Origin of the sequence: Brevundimonas sp. 'scallop' (assembly GCF_011045535.1) — a bacterium.
GTDB lineage: Bacteria > Pseudomonadota > Alphaproteobacteria > Caulobacterales > Caulobacteraceae > Brevundimonas > Brevundimonas vesicularis.
In genome coordinates, this window is sequence record NZ_CP039382.1 from 2226696 (window position 1) to 2242319 (window position 15624).

The 15624-nt window shown below is 68.5% G+C and carries 19 protein-coding genes; 10 read left to right on the top strand and 9 right to left on the bottom strand.

The window, feature by feature from the left end; all coding sequences use genetic code 11:
- Window positions 1–186: 186 nt before the first annotated feature.
- The 7 genes from E4341_RS11155 (at window position 187) to E4341_RS11185 (ending at window position 5205) form a co-directional block, all read left to right on the top strand.
- Entirely contained in the window at window positions 187–465 is a 279-nt protein-coding gene (locus E4341_RS11155) for a hypothetical protein (RefSeq protein WP_040349357.1), read from the top strand.
- On the top strand, window positions 462–902 hold the full coding sequence (locus tag E4341_RS11160) for a Spy/CpxP family protein refolding chaperone (protein WP_008264166.1): 441 nt from the start codon (window positions 462–464) through the stop codon (window positions 900–902). The genes E4341_RS11155 and E4341_RS11160 overlap by 4 nt, the downstream gene beginning before the upstream one ends.
- Window positions 903–911: 9 nt before the next feature.
- The gene (locus E4341_RS11165) at window positions 912–1481 is read left to right on the top strand and encodes an RNA polymerase sigma factor (protein ID WP_165117301.1); all 570 of its coding nucleotides are present in this window, start codon (window positions 912–914) and stop codon (window positions 1479–1481) included.
- Window positions 1482–1609: 128 nt separating this feature from the next.
- Entirely contained in the window at window positions 1610–3421 is a 1812-nt protein-coding gene (locus E4341_RS11170; RefSeq protein ID WP_008264371.1) for a copper resistance system multicopper oxidase, read from the top strand.
- A complete protein-coding gene (locus E4341_RS11175) occupies window positions 3418–4569 on the top strand; it encodes a copper resistance protein B (protein WP_040349356.1) in 1152 nt (383 codons plus the stop codon). Before E4341_RS11170 ends, E4341_RS11175 begins: the two co-directional genes overlap by 4 nt.
- A gap of 17 nt (window positions 4570–4586) precedes the next feature.
- On the top strand, window positions 4587–4970 hold the full coding sequence (locus E4341_RS11180) for a copper resistance CopC family protein (RefSeq protein WP_008261639.1): 384 nt from the start codon (window positions 4587–4589) through the stop codon (window positions 4968–4970).
- A 10-nt stretch (window positions 4971–4980) separates the two neighbouring features.
- Window positions 4981–5205 carry a hypothetical protein gene (locus tag E4341_RS11185; protein WP_008262058.1) on the top strand — a complete coding sequence of 75 codons (225 nt, stop codon included), beginning with the start codon at window positions 4981–4983 and terminating at the stop codon, window positions 5203–5205.
- 52 nt (window positions 5206–5257) lie between these two features.
- Here the strand turns inward: E4341_RS11185 and E4341_RS11190 are convergent, their stop codons facing one another.
- Genes E4341_RS11190 through E4341_RS11200 form a run of 3 tightly spaced genes read right to left on the bottom strand, consistent with a single transcriptional unit; the run spans window position 5258 to window position 6254 of the window.
- Window positions 5258–5617 carry a bleomycin resistance protein gene (locus E4341_RS11190; RefSeq protein WP_040349972.1) on the bottom strand — a complete coding sequence of 120 codons (360 nt, stop codon included), beginning with the start codon at window positions 5615–5617 and terminating at the stop codon, window positions 5258–5260.
- 35 nt (window positions 5618–5652) lie between these two features.
- Entirely contained in the window at window positions 5653–5871 is a 219-nt protein-coding gene (locus E4341_RS15715; protein WP_083793340.1) for a GDCCVxC domain-containing (seleno)protein, read from the bottom strand.
- On the bottom strand, window positions 5868–6254 hold the full coding sequence (locus tag E4341_RS11200; protein ID WP_008264030.1) for an MFS transporter permease: 387 nt from the start codon (window positions 6252–6254) through the stop codon (window positions 5868–5870). Before E4341_RS11200 ends, E4341_RS15715 begins: the two co-directional genes overlap by 4 nt.
- A 62-nt stretch (window positions 6255–6316) precedes the next feature.
- On the opposite strand from E4341_RS11200, the gene E4341_RS11205 reads away from it, so the two are divergent.
- Window positions 6317–6721 (top strand): helix-turn-helix domain-containing protein, encoded by a 405-nt coding sequence (locus E4341_RS11205; protein WP_040349355.1) that lies wholly within the window; start codon window positions 6317–6319, stop codon window positions 6719–6721.
- Between the two features lie 40 nt (window positions 6722–6761).
- On the opposite strand, the gene E4341_RS11210 is transcribed toward E4341_RS11205, so the two are convergent.
- Window positions 6762–7160, bottom strand: coding sequence for a four-helix bundle copper-binding protein (locus E4341_RS11210; protein ID WP_008261099.1), 399 nt, complete (start codon window positions 7158–7160; stop codon window positions 6762–6764).
- A gap of 946 nt (window positions 7161–8106) precedes the next feature.
- Between E4341_RS11210 and E4341_RS11215 the strand changes: the two genes are divergently transcribed.
- On the top strand, window positions 8107–8535 hold the full coding sequence (locus E4341_RS11215; protein ID WP_134581245.1) for a DUF411 domain-containing protein: 429 nt from the start codon (window positions 8107–8109) through the stop codon (window positions 8533–8535).
- 19 nt (window positions 8536–8554) lie between these two features.
- On the opposite strand, the gene E4341_RS11220 is transcribed toward E4341_RS11215, so the two are convergent.
- A complete protein-coding gene (locus E4341_RS11220; protein ID WP_165117303.1) occupies window positions 8555–10714 on the bottom strand; it encodes a heavy metal translocating P-type ATPase in 2160 nt (719 codons plus the stop codon).
- 136 nt (window positions 10715–10850) lie between these two features.
- Here E4341_RS11220 and E4341_RS11225 point away from each other — a divergent pair, with 136 nt between their 5' ends.
- Window positions 10851–11408 carry a Fur family transcriptional regulator gene (locus E4341_RS11225; protein ID WP_165118719.1) on the top strand — a complete coding sequence of 186 codons (558 nt, stop codon included), beginning with the start codon at window positions 10851–10853 and terminating at the stop codon, window positions 11406–11408.
- A 13-nt stretch (window positions 11409–11421) separates the two neighbouring features.
- Here the strand turns inward: E4341_RS11225 and E4341_RS11230 are convergent, their stop codons facing one another.
- The 4 genes from E4341_RS11230 to E4341_RS11245 are packed head-to-tail and all read right to left on the bottom strand — an operon-like array spanning window position 11422 to window position 15557.
- Complete coding sequence (locus E4341_RS11230; protein ID WP_165117310.1) at window positions 11422–12624, bottom strand: acyltransferase; 1203 nt, start codon at window positions 12622–12624, stop codon at window positions 11422–11424.
- Entirely contained in the window at window positions 12625–13047 is a 423-nt protein-coding gene (locus E4341_RS11235) for a hypothetical protein (protein ID WP_165117312.1), read from the bottom strand. It abuts the gene before it with no gap.
- A 3-nt stretch (window positions 13048–13050) separates the two neighbouring features.
- Window positions 13051–13494: a DUF305 domain-containing protein gene (locus tag E4341_RS11240; RefSeq protein ID WP_088582518.1), complete on the bottom strand. Its 444-nt coding sequence runs from the start codon at window positions 13492–13494 to the stop codon at window positions 13051–13053.
- Window positions 13491–15557: a heavy metal translocating P-type ATPase gene (locus E4341_RS11245; RefSeq protein WP_088582519.1), complete on the bottom strand. Its 2067-nt coding sequence runs from the start codon at window positions 15555–15557 to the stop codon at window positions 13491–13493. Before E4341_RS11245 ends, E4341_RS11240 begins: the two co-directional genes overlap by 4 nt.
- Window positions 15558–15624: the final 67 nt, after the last annotated feature.

The window sequence follows — 15624 nt, forward strand, 5'->3', positions numbered from 1 at the left end:
TGAGTTGATCGAGCACGTCGGGGAATGGAACCCGCGTGGGCCCTGATCTGTCGCTCACGTCTTTTCCCCGGACGACAGGGCGCGTCCCGGTCGTTCTCTGGTATCTACGCGGGCGACGGCTCGTCCCCTCGTGAGGGGACCGGAAGGCTGGCGCGTATGGCAGATGGGGCGTGACGCAGGTGCGCAATGACTGACGACATGAATGAACTGATCGCAGCGGTCGGGCCGGGCGACGCCGGCCGGCTGGTCGGCATGGAAGACGCGGTCTGGGTGCGGATCGGCGAACGCAGGGAGCGCGCCCGCATGGGTCAGGTCCGGGTCGCCGCCGTTGCGCTCGCTCTGGTGATCGGCGTCGCGAACGGAGGGCTAATGCTCATGGCTCCACGGCCGGAGCCGTCCGAGATGCGGATTTTCACCGTCTCGGCGGGCTTGTCGCCTCTCTCCGGCCTGGACGTTCGGGGATGAGAGCCTCCTGGAAGTCGATCGTCATCACGGCCATCCTGGCCGCGCTGGCCAGCGGCGCGGCGACCTGGGCGAGCGCGACCTGGGTCATGCGGGAGCGGCAGCCGCCAAGCCTGCACAGCGTCGTCCATGAGAAACTCGACCTGAGCCCTGAGCAGGATCGACGGCTCGACGTGGTCGAAGCCCGGTTCGCCGCTCTGCGGCCGGCGCTCGAAGCGGAAGTGCGCGCGGCCAATCGCGAACTGGCGGCCGCCATCGCCGCCAGTGACGGCGACACGCCCCAGGTCCAGGCCGCGGTCGATCATTTCCACGCCGCCATGGGCGATCTGCAGAAGGCGACAATCACCCATGTGTTCGAGATGCGATCCGTCCTGACCCCGGCGCAGGCCGAGGTGTTCGACGCCGCGGTCGTCGAGGCCCTGCACGACGACGCCGGCTAAGCGGCGCGCGTGTGTGCTGAGCAGAGCATCGAGGCCCGTGCGGCGACCGGAGACCGGGCCGCCTTCACCGCCTTGATGGCCGCCACAAAGGCCGATCTCTACCGGTTCGTGCGCCGCTATGTCGGCGACGAGTCCGAAGCGCATGACGTGCTTCAGGAAAGCTATGCGTCCGCCTGGCTCGCCCTGCGGCGGTATGATCCGGCGCGGCCGTTCGACGTCTGGCTTCGCTCCATCGCCCTCAACAAATGTCGAGACTGGGGCCGGCGGCGCGCGGTCCGCCGGGTTGTGCGCGGCGTCATGGGCCTGGAGGCGCCCGAGGCGGCGGCGGTGGGCGACGATGCGCCGTCACCCGAGACACGGCTGGACGATCAGCGCAGGGCCCAAGCTCTGCAACGCGCCTTGCGGGACCTTCCCGACGCCCTGAAGGGGCCGCTTCTGCTCGCCACGCTCGAGGGACGGTCTCACGCCGAGATCGCCTCGATCCTCGGTATTACGCCCAAGGCGGTCGAGACCCGCGTCGCCCGCGCCCGCAAGACCTTGACGGCGGCTTTGGCCCAAGCTTCCGGCGGAAACGCTTGACCTTGCCCTGATGGGAAGATGCACAAGCTGCAATCCCGACGTCTGCGGCATCCTGACGCGAGGGATACGCCGCCCGGCCGCGTATCTGAACGAACGGCTGAATAGCCCGACCAAGGAATTTCTCGCCTATGTCCACGCCCCGCCTCGATCGCCGAACGCTTCTCCGTGGCGCAGCCGCCGGCGGCGGGCTGCTGGGCCTGCAGGGTCTGCTCCCCGCCTGGGCGCAAACCGGATCGGCGGGACTGCGGGCGGATCTTCCGACGCTGACGGGACCGAACATCGACCTGACCGTCGGACACACGCCCTTCACCGTGGGCGGCCGCACCGGCCATGCGGTGACCATCAACGGCGTTCTGCCGGCGCCGCTGCTACGCCTTAGAGAAGGCCAGAACGTCCGGCTAGCGGTGACCAATACGCTGGACGAGGACACCTCAATCCACTGGCACGGCCTGCTCGTCCCGTTCCAGATGGATGGTGTTCCTGGCATCAGCTTCCCCGGCATCAAGGCCCGTGAGACCTTCGTCTACGAGTTCCCGATCAAGCAGTCGGGCACCTTCTGGTATCACAGTCACTCTGGCCTACAGGAGGCGATGGGTCACTACGGCCCAATCGTGATCGACCCGGCGGGCGCCGATCCGGTCGCCTACGACCGCGAGCATGTGCTGGTCCTGTCGGACTGGAGTTTCATGCATCCGCACGAAATCCTGGCCAAGCTGAAGAAGAGCCCGGGTTACTTCAACCAGCAGCGCACCACGCTGGCGGGGCTCATGGACGGCAGCGACCGCATGAGCCTGGAGGAACGGCGCATGTGGGGCCAGATGCGGATGGACCCGCGCGACATCCTCGACGTCAGCGGGTCGACCTACACCTATCTGATCAACGGCCATGGACCGCAGGAGAACTGGACCGGCCTGTTCCGGCCCGGCGAGCGGGTGCGGCTGCGCATCATCAACGCGTCGGCCATGTCCATCTTCAACGTTCGCATCCCGGGCTTGCCGATGACCGTGGTGCAGGCCGACGGCGAGAACGTGCGCCCGGTCGAGACGGACGAGTTCCAGATTTCGGTCGCCGAGACCTACGACGTCATCGTCCAGCCGACCGAGGACCGCGCCTACACCATCGTCTCCGAAGCCATCGACCGGTCCGGCATGGGCCGGGCGACCCTGGCGCCGCGCCTGGGCATGACCGCCGAGGTCCCTCCCCTGCGAGAGGTCCCGAACCTCACCATGCGCGACATGGGCATGGGCGGAATGGATCACGGCGCGATGGCCGACATGTCCGGTATGGATCATGGCGCGATGGCCGGCATGGACCACGCGGCTCCGGCCCAGAACGCGCCCGCGGCCGGCGAGATGGCCGGGATGTCCATGTCGGGCATGAACATGCGCGATCCCGAGAACGCTCCGCCCGACATGGCGGTGGGCGTCGGCGTCGATGCGATCGCCATGGATCCCGCCAACCGTCTGGGTGAGCGTCCGATCGGTCTCACTACAGTCGATCATCGCGTCCTCGTCTACACCGACCTGGTGTCGCTCCAGCCGAACAAGGACCCGCGCCCCCCGTCTCGGACGATGGAGATCCACCTGACAGGCAACATGGAGCGGTTCATGTGGGGCTTCGACGGCCGAAAGTTCAGCGAACTGGTCGAACCGATCCGCTTCGAGCGCAACGAGCGGGTGCGGGTGACCCTGGTCAACGACACCATGATGGCCCACCCGATCCATCTGCATGGTCATTTCTTTGAACTGGTGACCGGCGGACCCACCGGTCACCAGCCCCTCAAGCATACGGTCAACGTCGCGCCCGGCGGCAAGGTGACCTTCGATCTGACCGCCGACGCGCCCGGCGACTGGGCCTTCCACTGCCACATGCTGATGCACATGCACGCCGGCATGTTCAATGTTGTGACGGTGCGGCCCATGGACGGAGCCGCGTCATGAGCCGCCTCGCCGTCGCCCTCGCCCCGCTGGTGCTCGCCGTCAGCGCCTTCAGCGCCCAGGCCCAGGACACTCACACGGGCCACACTATGCCGGCGACCGCGGCGCCGGCCCGACCGGCGCAGGATCCGCACGCCGGTCACGTCATGCCGCCCGCGCAGACGCCGCCCGCCGCGGATCCGCATGCAGGCCACCGGATGCCGGCGCAGCCCGCGCCCGTAGACCCGCAGGCGGGACACCAGATGCCGGCGGCGACGCCCGGCCAGGCTGATCCACACGCGGGCCACGACATGTCGGCCATGTCACCCGCGCAGACCGACCCTCACGCCGGGCATGACATGTCGACCATGAGCATGGGGCCGCCCAATGTGGCGACCAGCGCCGACAACCCCGGCCGTCCTCCGGAGGACCCGCTCCCGCCCGCCGCCCTGGCCGGCCCTGTCCACGCTGCCGATCTCGTCTTCGGCGCCGAGGCCATGGCCGCCTCTCGCCGGACCCTGATTCACGAAAACGGCGACGTCCGCACCACGGCCGTCATTCTCGATCGCCTCGAAGCCGGCTTCGGCGACGGCGGCGAGACCTACCTCTGGGACGTCCAGGGCTGGACGGGCGGCGACATCAACCGCTTCTGGTGGAAATCCGAGGGCGAAGGCGATTTCAACGGCGCGCTCGAGGACGCCGAAGTCCAGGCTCTCTACAGCCGCGCCGTGACGCCCTTCTGGGACCTCCAGGCCGGCGTGCGACAGGACTTCCGGCCCGACGGCGAAGATACGACGCATCTGGTCCTCGGCCTGCAGGGCCTGGCGCCCCATTGGTGGGAAGTCGACGCCGCCGCCTTCCTGTCGACCGACGGCGACCTGACCGCCCGCGTCGAGGCCGAATACGACCTGCGCATCACTCAGCGCCTGATCCTTCAGCCCCGCCTCGAAATCGACGCTTCGGCCAGCGACATTCCGGAACTGGAGATTGGCTCGGGCGTGTCCTCGGTCGAGGCGGGCCTGCGACTGCGCTACGAGTTCCGCAAGGAGTTCGCCCCCTATGTCGGCGTCGAGTGGAGCCGCGCGCTCGGAGACACAGCCGGCTACATCGAAGCCCGCGGCGGCGAGGCCGAGGACATCCGGTTCATCGTCGGCCTCAAGGCCTGGTTCTAACCGAAGGAGACCACCCCTTGATCCGCATTCTCACCCTCACGGCGGCCCTGGCTTTCGCCGGCGCCGCCTCCGCCCAGGATCCGCACGCCGGCCACAGCATGCCGGCGCAGGCCGCCGCGACCCAGTCGGGAGTCACGACGGCTCCCGCGAACGGGGCGATGACCCAGGGCTCGCCGGAACGCTTCAGCGTCACCTTCCCGCATACGATGGTCCTCAAGACGGTCACGCTCACCGCCGAAGGTCAGGCCCCGGTCGAAGTGAGTGTCCCCGCAGCGCCCGCCGCCGCGACCGTCGGCGTGGCTCTTCCGCGTCTGGCCCCAGGAACCTACACTGCCGCCTGGACCGCCGAGGGCCCGGACGGCCACAAGATGTCCGGCTCGGTCAGCTTTATGGTTCACTAGGAGAACGACGATGAAAGTTTCCAACCTGCTGGCCGCCGCCGGCGCGATCCTAACCCTGAGCGCCGGCGCGGCCCTCGCCGCCGAAGGTTGCGAGTGCTGCAAGGACATGGCCGCGGACGCCGCCATGAGCTGCTGCGACGAGATGAAGACCGAGCCCGCCCCGCCCGAGCCGACGCCGCCCGCCCCGGCGCCGTCGGATACGCCCGCGCCTCAGGGCCACGCCGACCACAACTGATCGTCGCATCGATGGTTTCCGGCGGTTTCCCGTGGGGGAGCCGCCGGACGCCTCAGTTCTGGATAAGGCGGATCAAGTTTCCGTCCGGGTCGATGAGCGCGCCGATCCGCAGTCCCGACTCCTCAAGCTTCGGCGCGTGCAGGCGAGGGTGGCCCCAGCAGGTTTTCGGCAATCCTGAAACGACGCACTCTGCGTAAAACCCGTCCAGGTCGTCCAGCCGCAGGCAGCAGCTGAAGTTGCTGGTCAGCGGATCCACGTCCGGATGCGGGAAGAACTCCAGCGTCAAACCGCCCCTTTTCAGGATCATCCAGCCTTTGTCGCGCCAGTCCTGTTCGAAGCCCAGTCGAGTGTAGAACTGGGACGTAACTTCGAAATCCCGCGACGGTAGGTTGGGCGTGGCGTGGTCGGTCACGGCGAACTCCGGGAATGCAGCAATGCCGCCGTAGCCTAGCTGCAACACCCCTTGCCATCTACCTGGATCGGCGGACACGGCACGTCGGCATAGGAGCAGAACACGCAGCAGTCGCCGGGTAGGGGCTTCAGCTTCACGCCGCAGCCGAGACAATCGTAAAACCAGATGCAGGCGTCGGTGGGCATGGTCTCCGTCGCGACATGACCGCAATCCGGGCAGGTCAGCGTCGAGTCTAGAACGATGGCCCGGGTCATCGCATGGCCGCCAGTCGCGTCATGGCCCACGGCTCGATGTACGGCTGCCAGGCCATGGACAGGACGATCAGCAGACTGGCGATCACCAGCAGCCAGAAGGCGAGCCGCGAAGGGTGGCGGCAGGCCCCGTCTTTCCGACACATCCGCAGGCGACGCCAATGCAGCAGCCAGCCCGCGGCCAGGATGACGGCGGCCAGAAGCGTCAGCCAGTTCCGCGCACCCGCGATGACCGCGGCGCCGGCGAAGGATACGCCCGCCACGGACAGAGCCAGAGGCAACACACAGCACGCGGCCCAGGCGAACACCGAGGCGACACCGCCGAGGGCGGCCGAGGCGCTGACGGCGACCTCGGGCATGCGGGGCCGGTCGTAATCGATGGCCATGGGACCTCCCGTTCGATTTCTGCTACAGGCTACAACCCGTAGCCGCTACGGGATCAAGAGCCATGTCCGCACGAAGTTTGACGATCGGGCGCCTCGCTGACAGCGCCGGGGTGAACCTGGAAACGGTGCGCTACTACGAACGTATCGGGCTGATGCCCGCGCCGGCCCGGACCGAGGGCGGCCACCGCAGCTATGAGCCGGAACACGCCCAGCGTCTGCGCTTCATCCGCCGGTCGCGCGAACTGGGCTTCGGCATCGACGCCATTCGGCGCCTGATCGCGCTGAGCGAGCCGGGCGTTCAGGCGTGCTGCGAAGTCCGCGACATGGCCCAAGACCACATCGCCAGCGTGGACGCCAAGATCGAGGATCTGCAGAGGCTACGGAAAGTGCTGAGGCAGGCTGTGGCCGACTGCAGTGAAGGCGGACGGGTTAGGTGCCCGGTGATTGATGAGCTGGGCTCGAGCTAGCGTCGAAGATACGACCCTGTGCCGATGACAGCGGTCAGCCTCAGTGCCGTGAAGGCCTGATCGACGCGGCCGCCTCGCGGCAAGCATCTTCGCAACGCCGGCATTCTTCGGCGCAGATACGGCAATGCTCGTGCATCTCGGCGTGCTTCTCGCACTCGATGGCGCAGTCGGCGCAAGCCTCGGCGCAGGTCTCGAGCATGCGCTTGATCAAGGCCTCGTTGCTGCCGGCGCGCCGCACGGCGAGCCCGGCCGTAGCCAGACAGACATCGGCGCAGTCGAGATCGAGCCGGATGCACTGGGTCAGGTCCCTGACCATCTCCTCGGCCAGGCAGGCGTCAGCGCAGATGCGGCATACGGCGGCGCAGCCGTAGCCCGCTTCGATCGCGCGAATGAGGCTGTCGTTCACGCTGCCGCGTACGTCGGGGTGGGTGCTGATCATTGGTTGGATTTGCATCGGAGGCTCCCTCGGGTGATCGGGATCCAACCCCGGCGCCGGGACGATGTTCCGAACGGCGACGCCTCCCGACCTCGTCAAACCCGTACTTCGCCGAGCCGAGATCATGTGGAAATGCGGTGGACCGGACATCAGGGGCCGGCCGGCGACCTCAAGCTCACATGCATTCGACCACGGATCACTGAACCGCTTGCGATTTGGATCTCCGCACTTGCCCGCGAGTTCATCTACAATCGGCGGCGCAACCGAGATTGTGGGGTCGGCGGGCTCCGGAACAGAGAGGCGCTGGTCTTGAGCCAGGGACGTAATGCGTCGGCCCGGGCGCGCCGGGCCGGCCTCGTCCTCGCTGCCCTCGAGGGCCGAAGGCTCGTCTTCGCGAGCGGGCCCGCGCGAAAAGTCAGCCTGTTGGTCGCGCGCGCCGTGTTGCGCCTTATACGGCCGGGCGGAGGCCGTTGCCGCTCACATGCAGTTTTTGGCGCCTTCGGGGCCCCGCAAGCGTCGGCGGGCTAGCTCTCGACGCCACGGTTCGCCGCAGCGGACGCTTCGCCTCCGGCTTCCGCCGGCTCCTCAATCCCGTCGCCCATGACCATTCCACGGGGATCAGCGCTTGCGTGACCGGCCTCGTACGGTCGCGATACGTCAGCGAAGGCATGGTTGCGAGACCCCGGGCGCCTCAGGCGAACGGATTCGCTTGGCCGGGCCGGCCGAGCAGGGGGCTGTGTCCTGCCCGGGCGGGTGCGGGCCTTCTACCAGAGGTTCCGCTGCGATATGGGCGGACTTAGCCGGCGCTCAACGCCTGGGCGACGTCAGGTCAGGGCGCGACAACTGCGCCCGTCGCCAAACCGGCCCGCGCCCGCCATGGTGGGATTTGGACTCCCAAGGAGCGCTCACTTTGGTTCAAACTCGCCCGCGCTTGTCCCGCCGGACCCTCGTGTTCGGCCTGCCCCTGGTCGCCGTGGCCGGCCCGGCCCTCGCCGCGCCCCCGAAACGGATGATCGCCTACAAGACGCCATGGTGCGGCTGCTGCGGCGGCTGGATCGCCCACATGCGCCAGGCGGGCTGGAACGTCGAGGTCGTCGAGCGCGAGGATCTCGCCCCGATCCGGGCCCGGCATGGCATTCCGGACCGCCTCGCCTCGTGCCACACAGCGGTGGTCGGCGCCTACGCCATCGAGGGCCATGTTCCGTCGAGCGATGTCGAGCGGCTGCTCGGCGAACGCCCCGCCGCCCGCGCACTAAGCGCGCCCGGCATGCCGGCGGGCTCGCCGGGCATGGAGGCCGCCGGGCGCGAACCCTATGCGACCGTCCTGATCCTCAACGACGGTTCGACCCGCGTGTTCGGTCGCCACAACGGGGCCTGAGAAGGCGCACCGCCGGCAGTCACGACGGTTGACGACGCGGCGTCCAGCGCAGCAGGCGCATGGCGTTGGCGGTGACCAGGACCGTGGCTCCGGTGTCAGCGAGGATGGCGGGCCACAGGCCCGTCACCCCGATCACGGTGGTGACCAGGAACACCGCCTTCAAGCCCAAGGCGATGGTGATGTTCTGCCGGATATTGCCCATCACTCCGCGGGACAAGGCGATCATGTCGGGAATGTCCCTGACCCGGCCGTGCAGGACGGCGGCGTCCGCCGTCTCCAGGGCCACGTCGGTGCCGCCGCCCATGGCGATGCCGACATCCGCCTGGGCCAGGGCCGGGGCGTCGTTGATGCCGTCCCCGACCTTGGCGACCACCAGCCCCTCGGCCTGCAGCGCCTTGACGATGACTAGCTTGTCCTGCGGCAGCAGTTCGGCCCGGGGCTCGATGCCCAGGCCGGCGGCGACCGCCTCCGCCGTGCGGCGGTTGTCGCCCGTCAGCATGATGGTCCGGATGCCCCGCGCCTTCAGGTCGGCCAGACCCTGGACTGCGTCGGGCCGCGCCTCGTCGCGCATGGCGAGGAAGCCGGCGACGCCATCCCCGACGACAAGGACGGAAACCGTCTTGCCCTCGGCGTTCAGGGCGGCGATGGCCGCGTCCTGGGCCGGCGTGATCGGGGCGCGTCGGGCCGCGGCCTGCGGCGAGCCGAGGAATATGCGTTCGCCGCCGACCTCGCCTTCCACGCCCTCCCCCGGAATGGCCTGGGTGGCCGAGGCCGGCGGCGCCGTGATCTTGTCCGCCTCAGCTCGGGCGAGGATGGCGAGGGCGAGCGGATGGCTCGATCCCGTTTCCAGCGCGGCCGCTAGGGTCAGCAGGGCGGAGGCATCCCGCGTTCCGGCGACGACGTCGGTGACGACGGGCTTGCCGGCGGTCAGGGTCCCCGTCTTGTCGAAGGCGATCGCCGTGATCTTGCCCAGCGTCTCCAGCACGGCCCCGCCCTTCATGAGCAGGCCGCGCCGGGCCCCCGCCGACAGGCCGGCGGCGATGGCGGCCGGCGTGGAGATGACGAGGGCGCAGGGGCAGCCGATCAGCAGCACGGCGAGGCCCTTGTAGACCCATTCGCTCCACGTCCCGCCGAACAGCAGCGGCGGCGTGACCGCGACGAGGGCGGCGAACACGAGCACGCCCGGCGTGTAGATTTTCGAGAAGCGGTCGATGAACCGTTCGGTCGGCGATTTCGATTCCTGCGCCTCCTCGACGAGACGCACCACCCGGGCGATGGTGTTGTCCGAGGCTGAGGCCGTCACGCGCACTCGCAGGACGCTGCCGCCGTTGATCGTGCCGGCGAACACAGGATCGCCCTCGACCTTGCGCTTGGGCACGCTCTCGCCCGTCACCGGGGCCTCGTCGAGGTCTCCCGCGCCCTCGATGATCTCGCCGTCCGCCGGAACGCGGTCTCCGGGCCGGACGAGGATGATCGCGCCCACCGCCACGGTCTCGGCGGCGACCTCCGTGGTCACGCCGTCCACCTCGACGAAGGCGGTCTTGGGCACGAGGGTGGCGAGCCCCTGGATGCTCTTGCGCGCGCGACCAGCCGCCACCCCTTCGAGCATCTCGCCGACGAGGAACAGCAAAACGACGGCGGCGGCCTCTTCCGCGGCCCCGATGAAGACGGCGCCGACGGCGGCGATGGTCATCAGCATTTCGATGGAGAAGGGCGTGCCGTGGCGCGCCGCCGAAAAAGCGCGCGACGCGATCGGAATGAGCCCCACGGCCAGGGCGGCGAGGAAGGCGTATCGTTCCAGGGAGGGGAACAGCGTGCCCAGTCCATAGGCGGACAACAGCGCCAGGCCGCAGAGCGCGGTGAGGCGGGCCTTGCCGGTCCACCACCACGGGGCGCCCCCGGCCCGGGCGGCCGCCGGAGGTGGGCCCGCCGCCGCAGCGACGGCTCCGGACGTCGGCGCGGCCGCTTCTCCGCTGTAGCCGAGGTTGCGCAGTTGCTGCAGGACCGCCTCGTCGGCGAGGTCTCCGCCATGCCGGATCTTGAGCACGCCGGTCTGCACCGCCACCGAGACGTCCTCGACGCCCGGCAGCCTGCGGATCGCCGTGTCGATCTTGCGGCCGCAGCTGGCGCAATCCATCCCGGTGACCCGGTATCGGCTTTCGAGAGTTTGCGCCGTCATGTCTGTTCCTTGTGATCTCTATTGGGCAAGGCTACCTCCTCCAGCGACTGTAGATGCAAGCTAAAAAATGAGCGCGCCGTTCGGTTGGAGTGGAGGGCGCCGTCCGACGAACCCCGGAGGCGAGCCCAGCCCCTTGATGACCTCGCCTTGTCCGCATGACCGGGAGACCGCGCCGCCGACGGCCGCACAGGTGGAACGCGCCCTGGACGCTGCCGCCGCCAGCGTCGCCGCCACCGGGGATAAGCTGACGCGCCCCCGGCGCAGGGTGCTGGAGCTCCTGCTCGTCGCGGGCGCTCCGGCTAAGGCCTATGATCTCGTGGCGACGTATCACCAGGATGCTCGCGTCGCGAAGCCGGCTACGGTCTATCGGGCGCTGCAGTTCCTCGAAACTCACGGTCTGATCCATCGTCTTTCCAGCCTCAAGGCCTATGTGGCCTGCGATCCCGAACGCCTCGGTTCGCCTGCGGTTTTTCTTCTGTGCGACTGTTGCGGCTTCTGTCGCCAGATCCCTTCGTCCGGCATGGCGTCGCTGGGCGCGGCCGCGACAGCGGCGGGCTACGAGATCGAACGGATCACGCTCGAAGGCCAGGGTCTGTGTCCGGCCTGCCGCCCGCAGCGCCCCGGCGCGGCCCGGGATCTGGCCCCCCAGACAGAGCCGGAGGCGGCCGCGGGGGTCCGGGCCCACAAGCACTGAGCCGCGCCCCTGATCAAGCCCGGGGCGGGTCGATGGCGGCCTGCCCCGGGCGCCCGGGCGCGGCGACGCCGGGGCCGCCCAATTCCACGGCCCGTTCCGTGGCGGCGGCCGACCTTCGGGTCGACCCCGGTCGTCGGGACGGACTAAGCCAGGTCTGGACCGGTCGGTCGAAGCCGTAGCGAAACACGGCGGCGGCCACGAACGCCCCGACCAAGCCGATCGCCCACAGGACCCAGCGAACGCCGGACGACCACGCCTCCTGTCCAAGGGCGTCGAGCAGGCCGAACCAGACGATGCGGCTCACCTCATTCGTGAGGAACATCGAGAACGACATTAGGGCCAGATGCTCGATCAGCCGTGAAGGACTGCGCACCGGCACGGCGCCGGCGGCCCAGATGATCACGGTCATCAGGCCGAGCGACACCAGGCTGAAGGCGCCGAAGGCCTGCAGCCCCACGAGCGCGAAGGCGGCGGCGAGGCCGATCGCCCTGGCCCGGTGCGGCGCGACACAGACCCGCGAACCGTAGAAGGCCGCCGCGACTCCGAGCAGGAAGAGCGGCAGGGCGCGCAGGATGCCGTAGCGCATCGGCAGGCGGTAGATCGGATCGCCGAGCCACAGCGAGGCGGCGATATCGGCGGCGACGACGAGGAGCGTCGCGCCGATCACCATTGCGACCGGCGGCCAGCGCCACAGGGCGCGGCAGATCCAGGGCAGCAGGAGATAGCAGCCGATCAGGGCCGAGAGGGTCCAGGTCGGGGCGTTCCACCCCTGCCCGCCCGGCACGCCATAGGCCTGGACCAGTAGCACCTGCGCGGGCAGTTGCGACCAGTCGAACCAGCGCGGATTGCTGGGCGCGATCCCGGCCAGGGCGGCGCCGCCGACGAGCAGCACCAGGACGAGGCTGACCGCCAGGTGGGCCGGAATGACCCGCAGCAGGCGCTGGCGCGCATAGGCGCGCAGCGAGGCCTGTCCGGACGCGAGGCGATCACCGTAGATGCGGGCCAGGACATAGCCGGAGTCGATGATGAAGAAGTCGGTGAGCAGATAGCCGCGCTCGAAGACTGGATGCAGTTGTCCGAGAGGCACAGGCGCGGCCTCGCGGAAATGGTAGAGGATGATCAGCGCCCCTACGATAAAACGCAGCGCGTCCAGCCAGCCGCCGCGCGCGATCCGGACGGGGCGAGGCGATGGCTCGGTCAGCGCGGCTTCGGGCATTCAGTCAGCCTTCCGTGGCGCAGACTTGGCGGCGGCGCTGCGGTGCTCATGTGGACGCAGGACGATCTGGTCTCGCGAAGCGTAGAGGACGGCCGTTCCCAAAACCCAAACGACGACCAAGCCTCCGACGACCATCAGTCCGGGCCTATCGCGGGGTCCAAACACAAACGAGCAGCCGATCACGCCGCCCAGAATGGCCCCGTAACCAAAATGCAGCGGCACCTTGTGTGCGCCCAGCAGCAGAAGGGCCATGCAGAAGACCAGGCCTCCTGCGAACAGGCTGACCCCGATGGCGACGAGCGTATCGAGCACGGGCCGTGGCTTCAGCGGGCGCGCCTGGAGCCGCCGCCTACCTCGTTGGCGATAGCGGCCTTCCCGCCAACGAATGCTCCGGCCGCGCGCGGTGAAGCGTTTGCCGGCCATGCGTCAGGGCCTTGCGTTGGGCGCGGGCGTGTCCTCATGGCGCGCAAGAAGGATTCTCATCCGGACAATTTCGGATTCCTGGGCCGCAATGATCTCATCGGCCAGATTACGCACGTCGCGGGCTTCGCCATGCTCGACGGCGACCTTGGCCATTGCGAGCGCACCCTCGTGGTGGGCGATCATTCCGCGCAGGAAGTCGATGTCGGCGTCGCCCGTGTAGTTGATGCTCATGGCCTGGTGCATCTTCGCGCTGGCCTCGCGATAGGCGCGAGTCGATGGGCTGTCCGTGGTCTCGCCAGCGTGGCTTGCCTCGGTGTCGCTCGGGCGAGAGTCAGCCGCCGACGGCGCCGCAGGGACCTCGCGGGTTTGCCGCGAGATCATCCCGAAGGCGAAGACCGACAGGGCGAGAAAGACGGCGATGACGGAAATCCATCCGAAACGCTTCATGACGATGTCCTCGAGAGAGCCGGCGGGGCCACGGGGGCGGCCGGGATTGCACTGGGAAGGATGGGCGCCGTTCGGTCGCGGTAGCCGAGCAGGCGCAGAGCGTTGAACACCACCAGCAGGGTCGACCCCTCGTGGAGCGCCACGGCAGGGCCGATGCCAAGGCCGAGGATCGTCGCCGGCACAAGGAAGGCGACGATTCCGAGACTGACGTAGAGATTCTGGAGAATGATGCGCCGCGTCTGTCGGCTGAGACCGACGGTGAAGGGCAGCTGCGACAGGTCGTCGGACATCAAGGCGACGTCGGCGGTCTCAAGCGCAACATCGGAGCCAGCCGCGCCCATCGCGATACCGACGGTCGCCGTGGCCATGGCCGGGGCGTCGTTCACCCCGTCGCCGACCATGGCAATCTTGCCGTCAGCGCGAAGGCGTTTGATGGCGTCGACCTTGTCCTCGGGCATGAGGTCGCCCCAAGCCTCTGTCAGGCCGACCTGTCCGGCGATCGCCTGTGCGGCCTTCTGGTGATCGCCCGAGATCATGATCATTCGCCCGATGCCGAGGGCGCGAAGAGCGGTCAGCGTCGGCCGCGCTGCTGGGCGAGGCGTATCAAGAAGCCCAATGACACCGAGATCGCGCGTGCCGCGTCGCACCACCATCAGGGTTCGCCCCTGCAGTCGCAACTGAGCGACGACAGAGGTTGTTTCGTCGCCGAGCGGCGCTACGCCGTCGACGCCGAACATCTCCGGCTTCCCTATCCAGATCGTCTCGCCGTGCAGCTGGGCGGTCACGCCCTTGCCCGTCAGGCTCTTGAGGTCGATCGCGGCCGGGATGATCGTATCGCGCAAGCGTGCGCCACCGTCGCGCGCGATGGCCTCCGCCAACGGGTGGTCGCTGAGCCGTTCGACCGCCACAGCGACCGCCAGAAGATCGCCCTCCTTCGTCCCGCGCACCGTCATGACGTCGGTGATCCGCGGCCGTCCCTCGGTCAGGGTGCCGGTCTTGTCGAAGGCGATGGCGTTGAGCGAGCCGAGGTTCTCCAACGGCGCGCCGCCCTTGATCAGGACACCGGCGCGCGCCGCACGGGCGACGCCCGAGAGGACGGCGCTCGGGGTGGCGATGGCGAGCGCGCAAGGACTCGCGGCGACCAGCACGGCCATGGCGCGATAGAAGCTGTCGCGGAACGGCTCATCGACGACGACCCAGGCGAACAGCAGGACAAAGGCGAGCGCCAGCACCACAGGCACGAAGATGCGTTCGAACCTGTCCGTGAAGCGCTGGGTCGGCGACTTCTGCGTCTCGGCCTCACTCACCATCCGAACCACCTTGGCCAGGGTGGTGTCGCTCGATGTGCGGGTCGTCTCAATCTCGATGGCGCCTGAGCCATTGATGGTGCCCGCGAAGACGAGAGACGGCGATCCGACCTGGGCCGGTCTCGCCCGCGCCGCCTCGGGGTCCGCGACGGGCTGCTTGTCGACAGGCATGCTTTCGCCGGTCACGGGGGCTTGGTTGATGCTTGTGGTGCCGACCACGACAAAGCCATCAGCGGGCAGTCGTTCGTTTGGACGCACCACCACGGTGTCGCCGACGACCAAATCTTCGACAGGCAATTCGACGACCTGCCCGTCGCGTCGCACATGGGCTGTCCGGGGGGCAAGCTCGGCCAGGGCCTCGATCGCGCGTTTGGCGCGGCCCATGGCGTAGTGTTCGAGCGCGTGGCCGATGCTGAACAGAAACAGCAGGAGAGCGCCTTCGGCCCAGGCCCCGAGCGCCGCCGCACCTGCGGCTGCGACGAGCATCAAGGTATCGATCTCGAAGCGCTTCTGGCGGAGGTTCTCGAACGCTTCTCGCACCGTAAAAAAGCCGCCGAAGATGTAGGCGATCAGGAAGAGGGCGAGGGGAATCCAAGCGGGAAGGCCCGTTGCGAGTTTCTCGAGGGCGAATCCAAGGCCCAGAGCAAGGCCACTTGTCAGGGCGAAGATCAGCTCCGTATTGGAGCCTAGAACGCCACCGTGATCGTGCTCCTCGGACTTGGTGTGGAGATGGTCCGGCAGTGTTGTGCTGGTCATAAATAGGGTCCCGTTGCGGGTTGGGAATCGCGGCTGCTTGCGGCGACCGCCGCGATCGAGGGGGCGG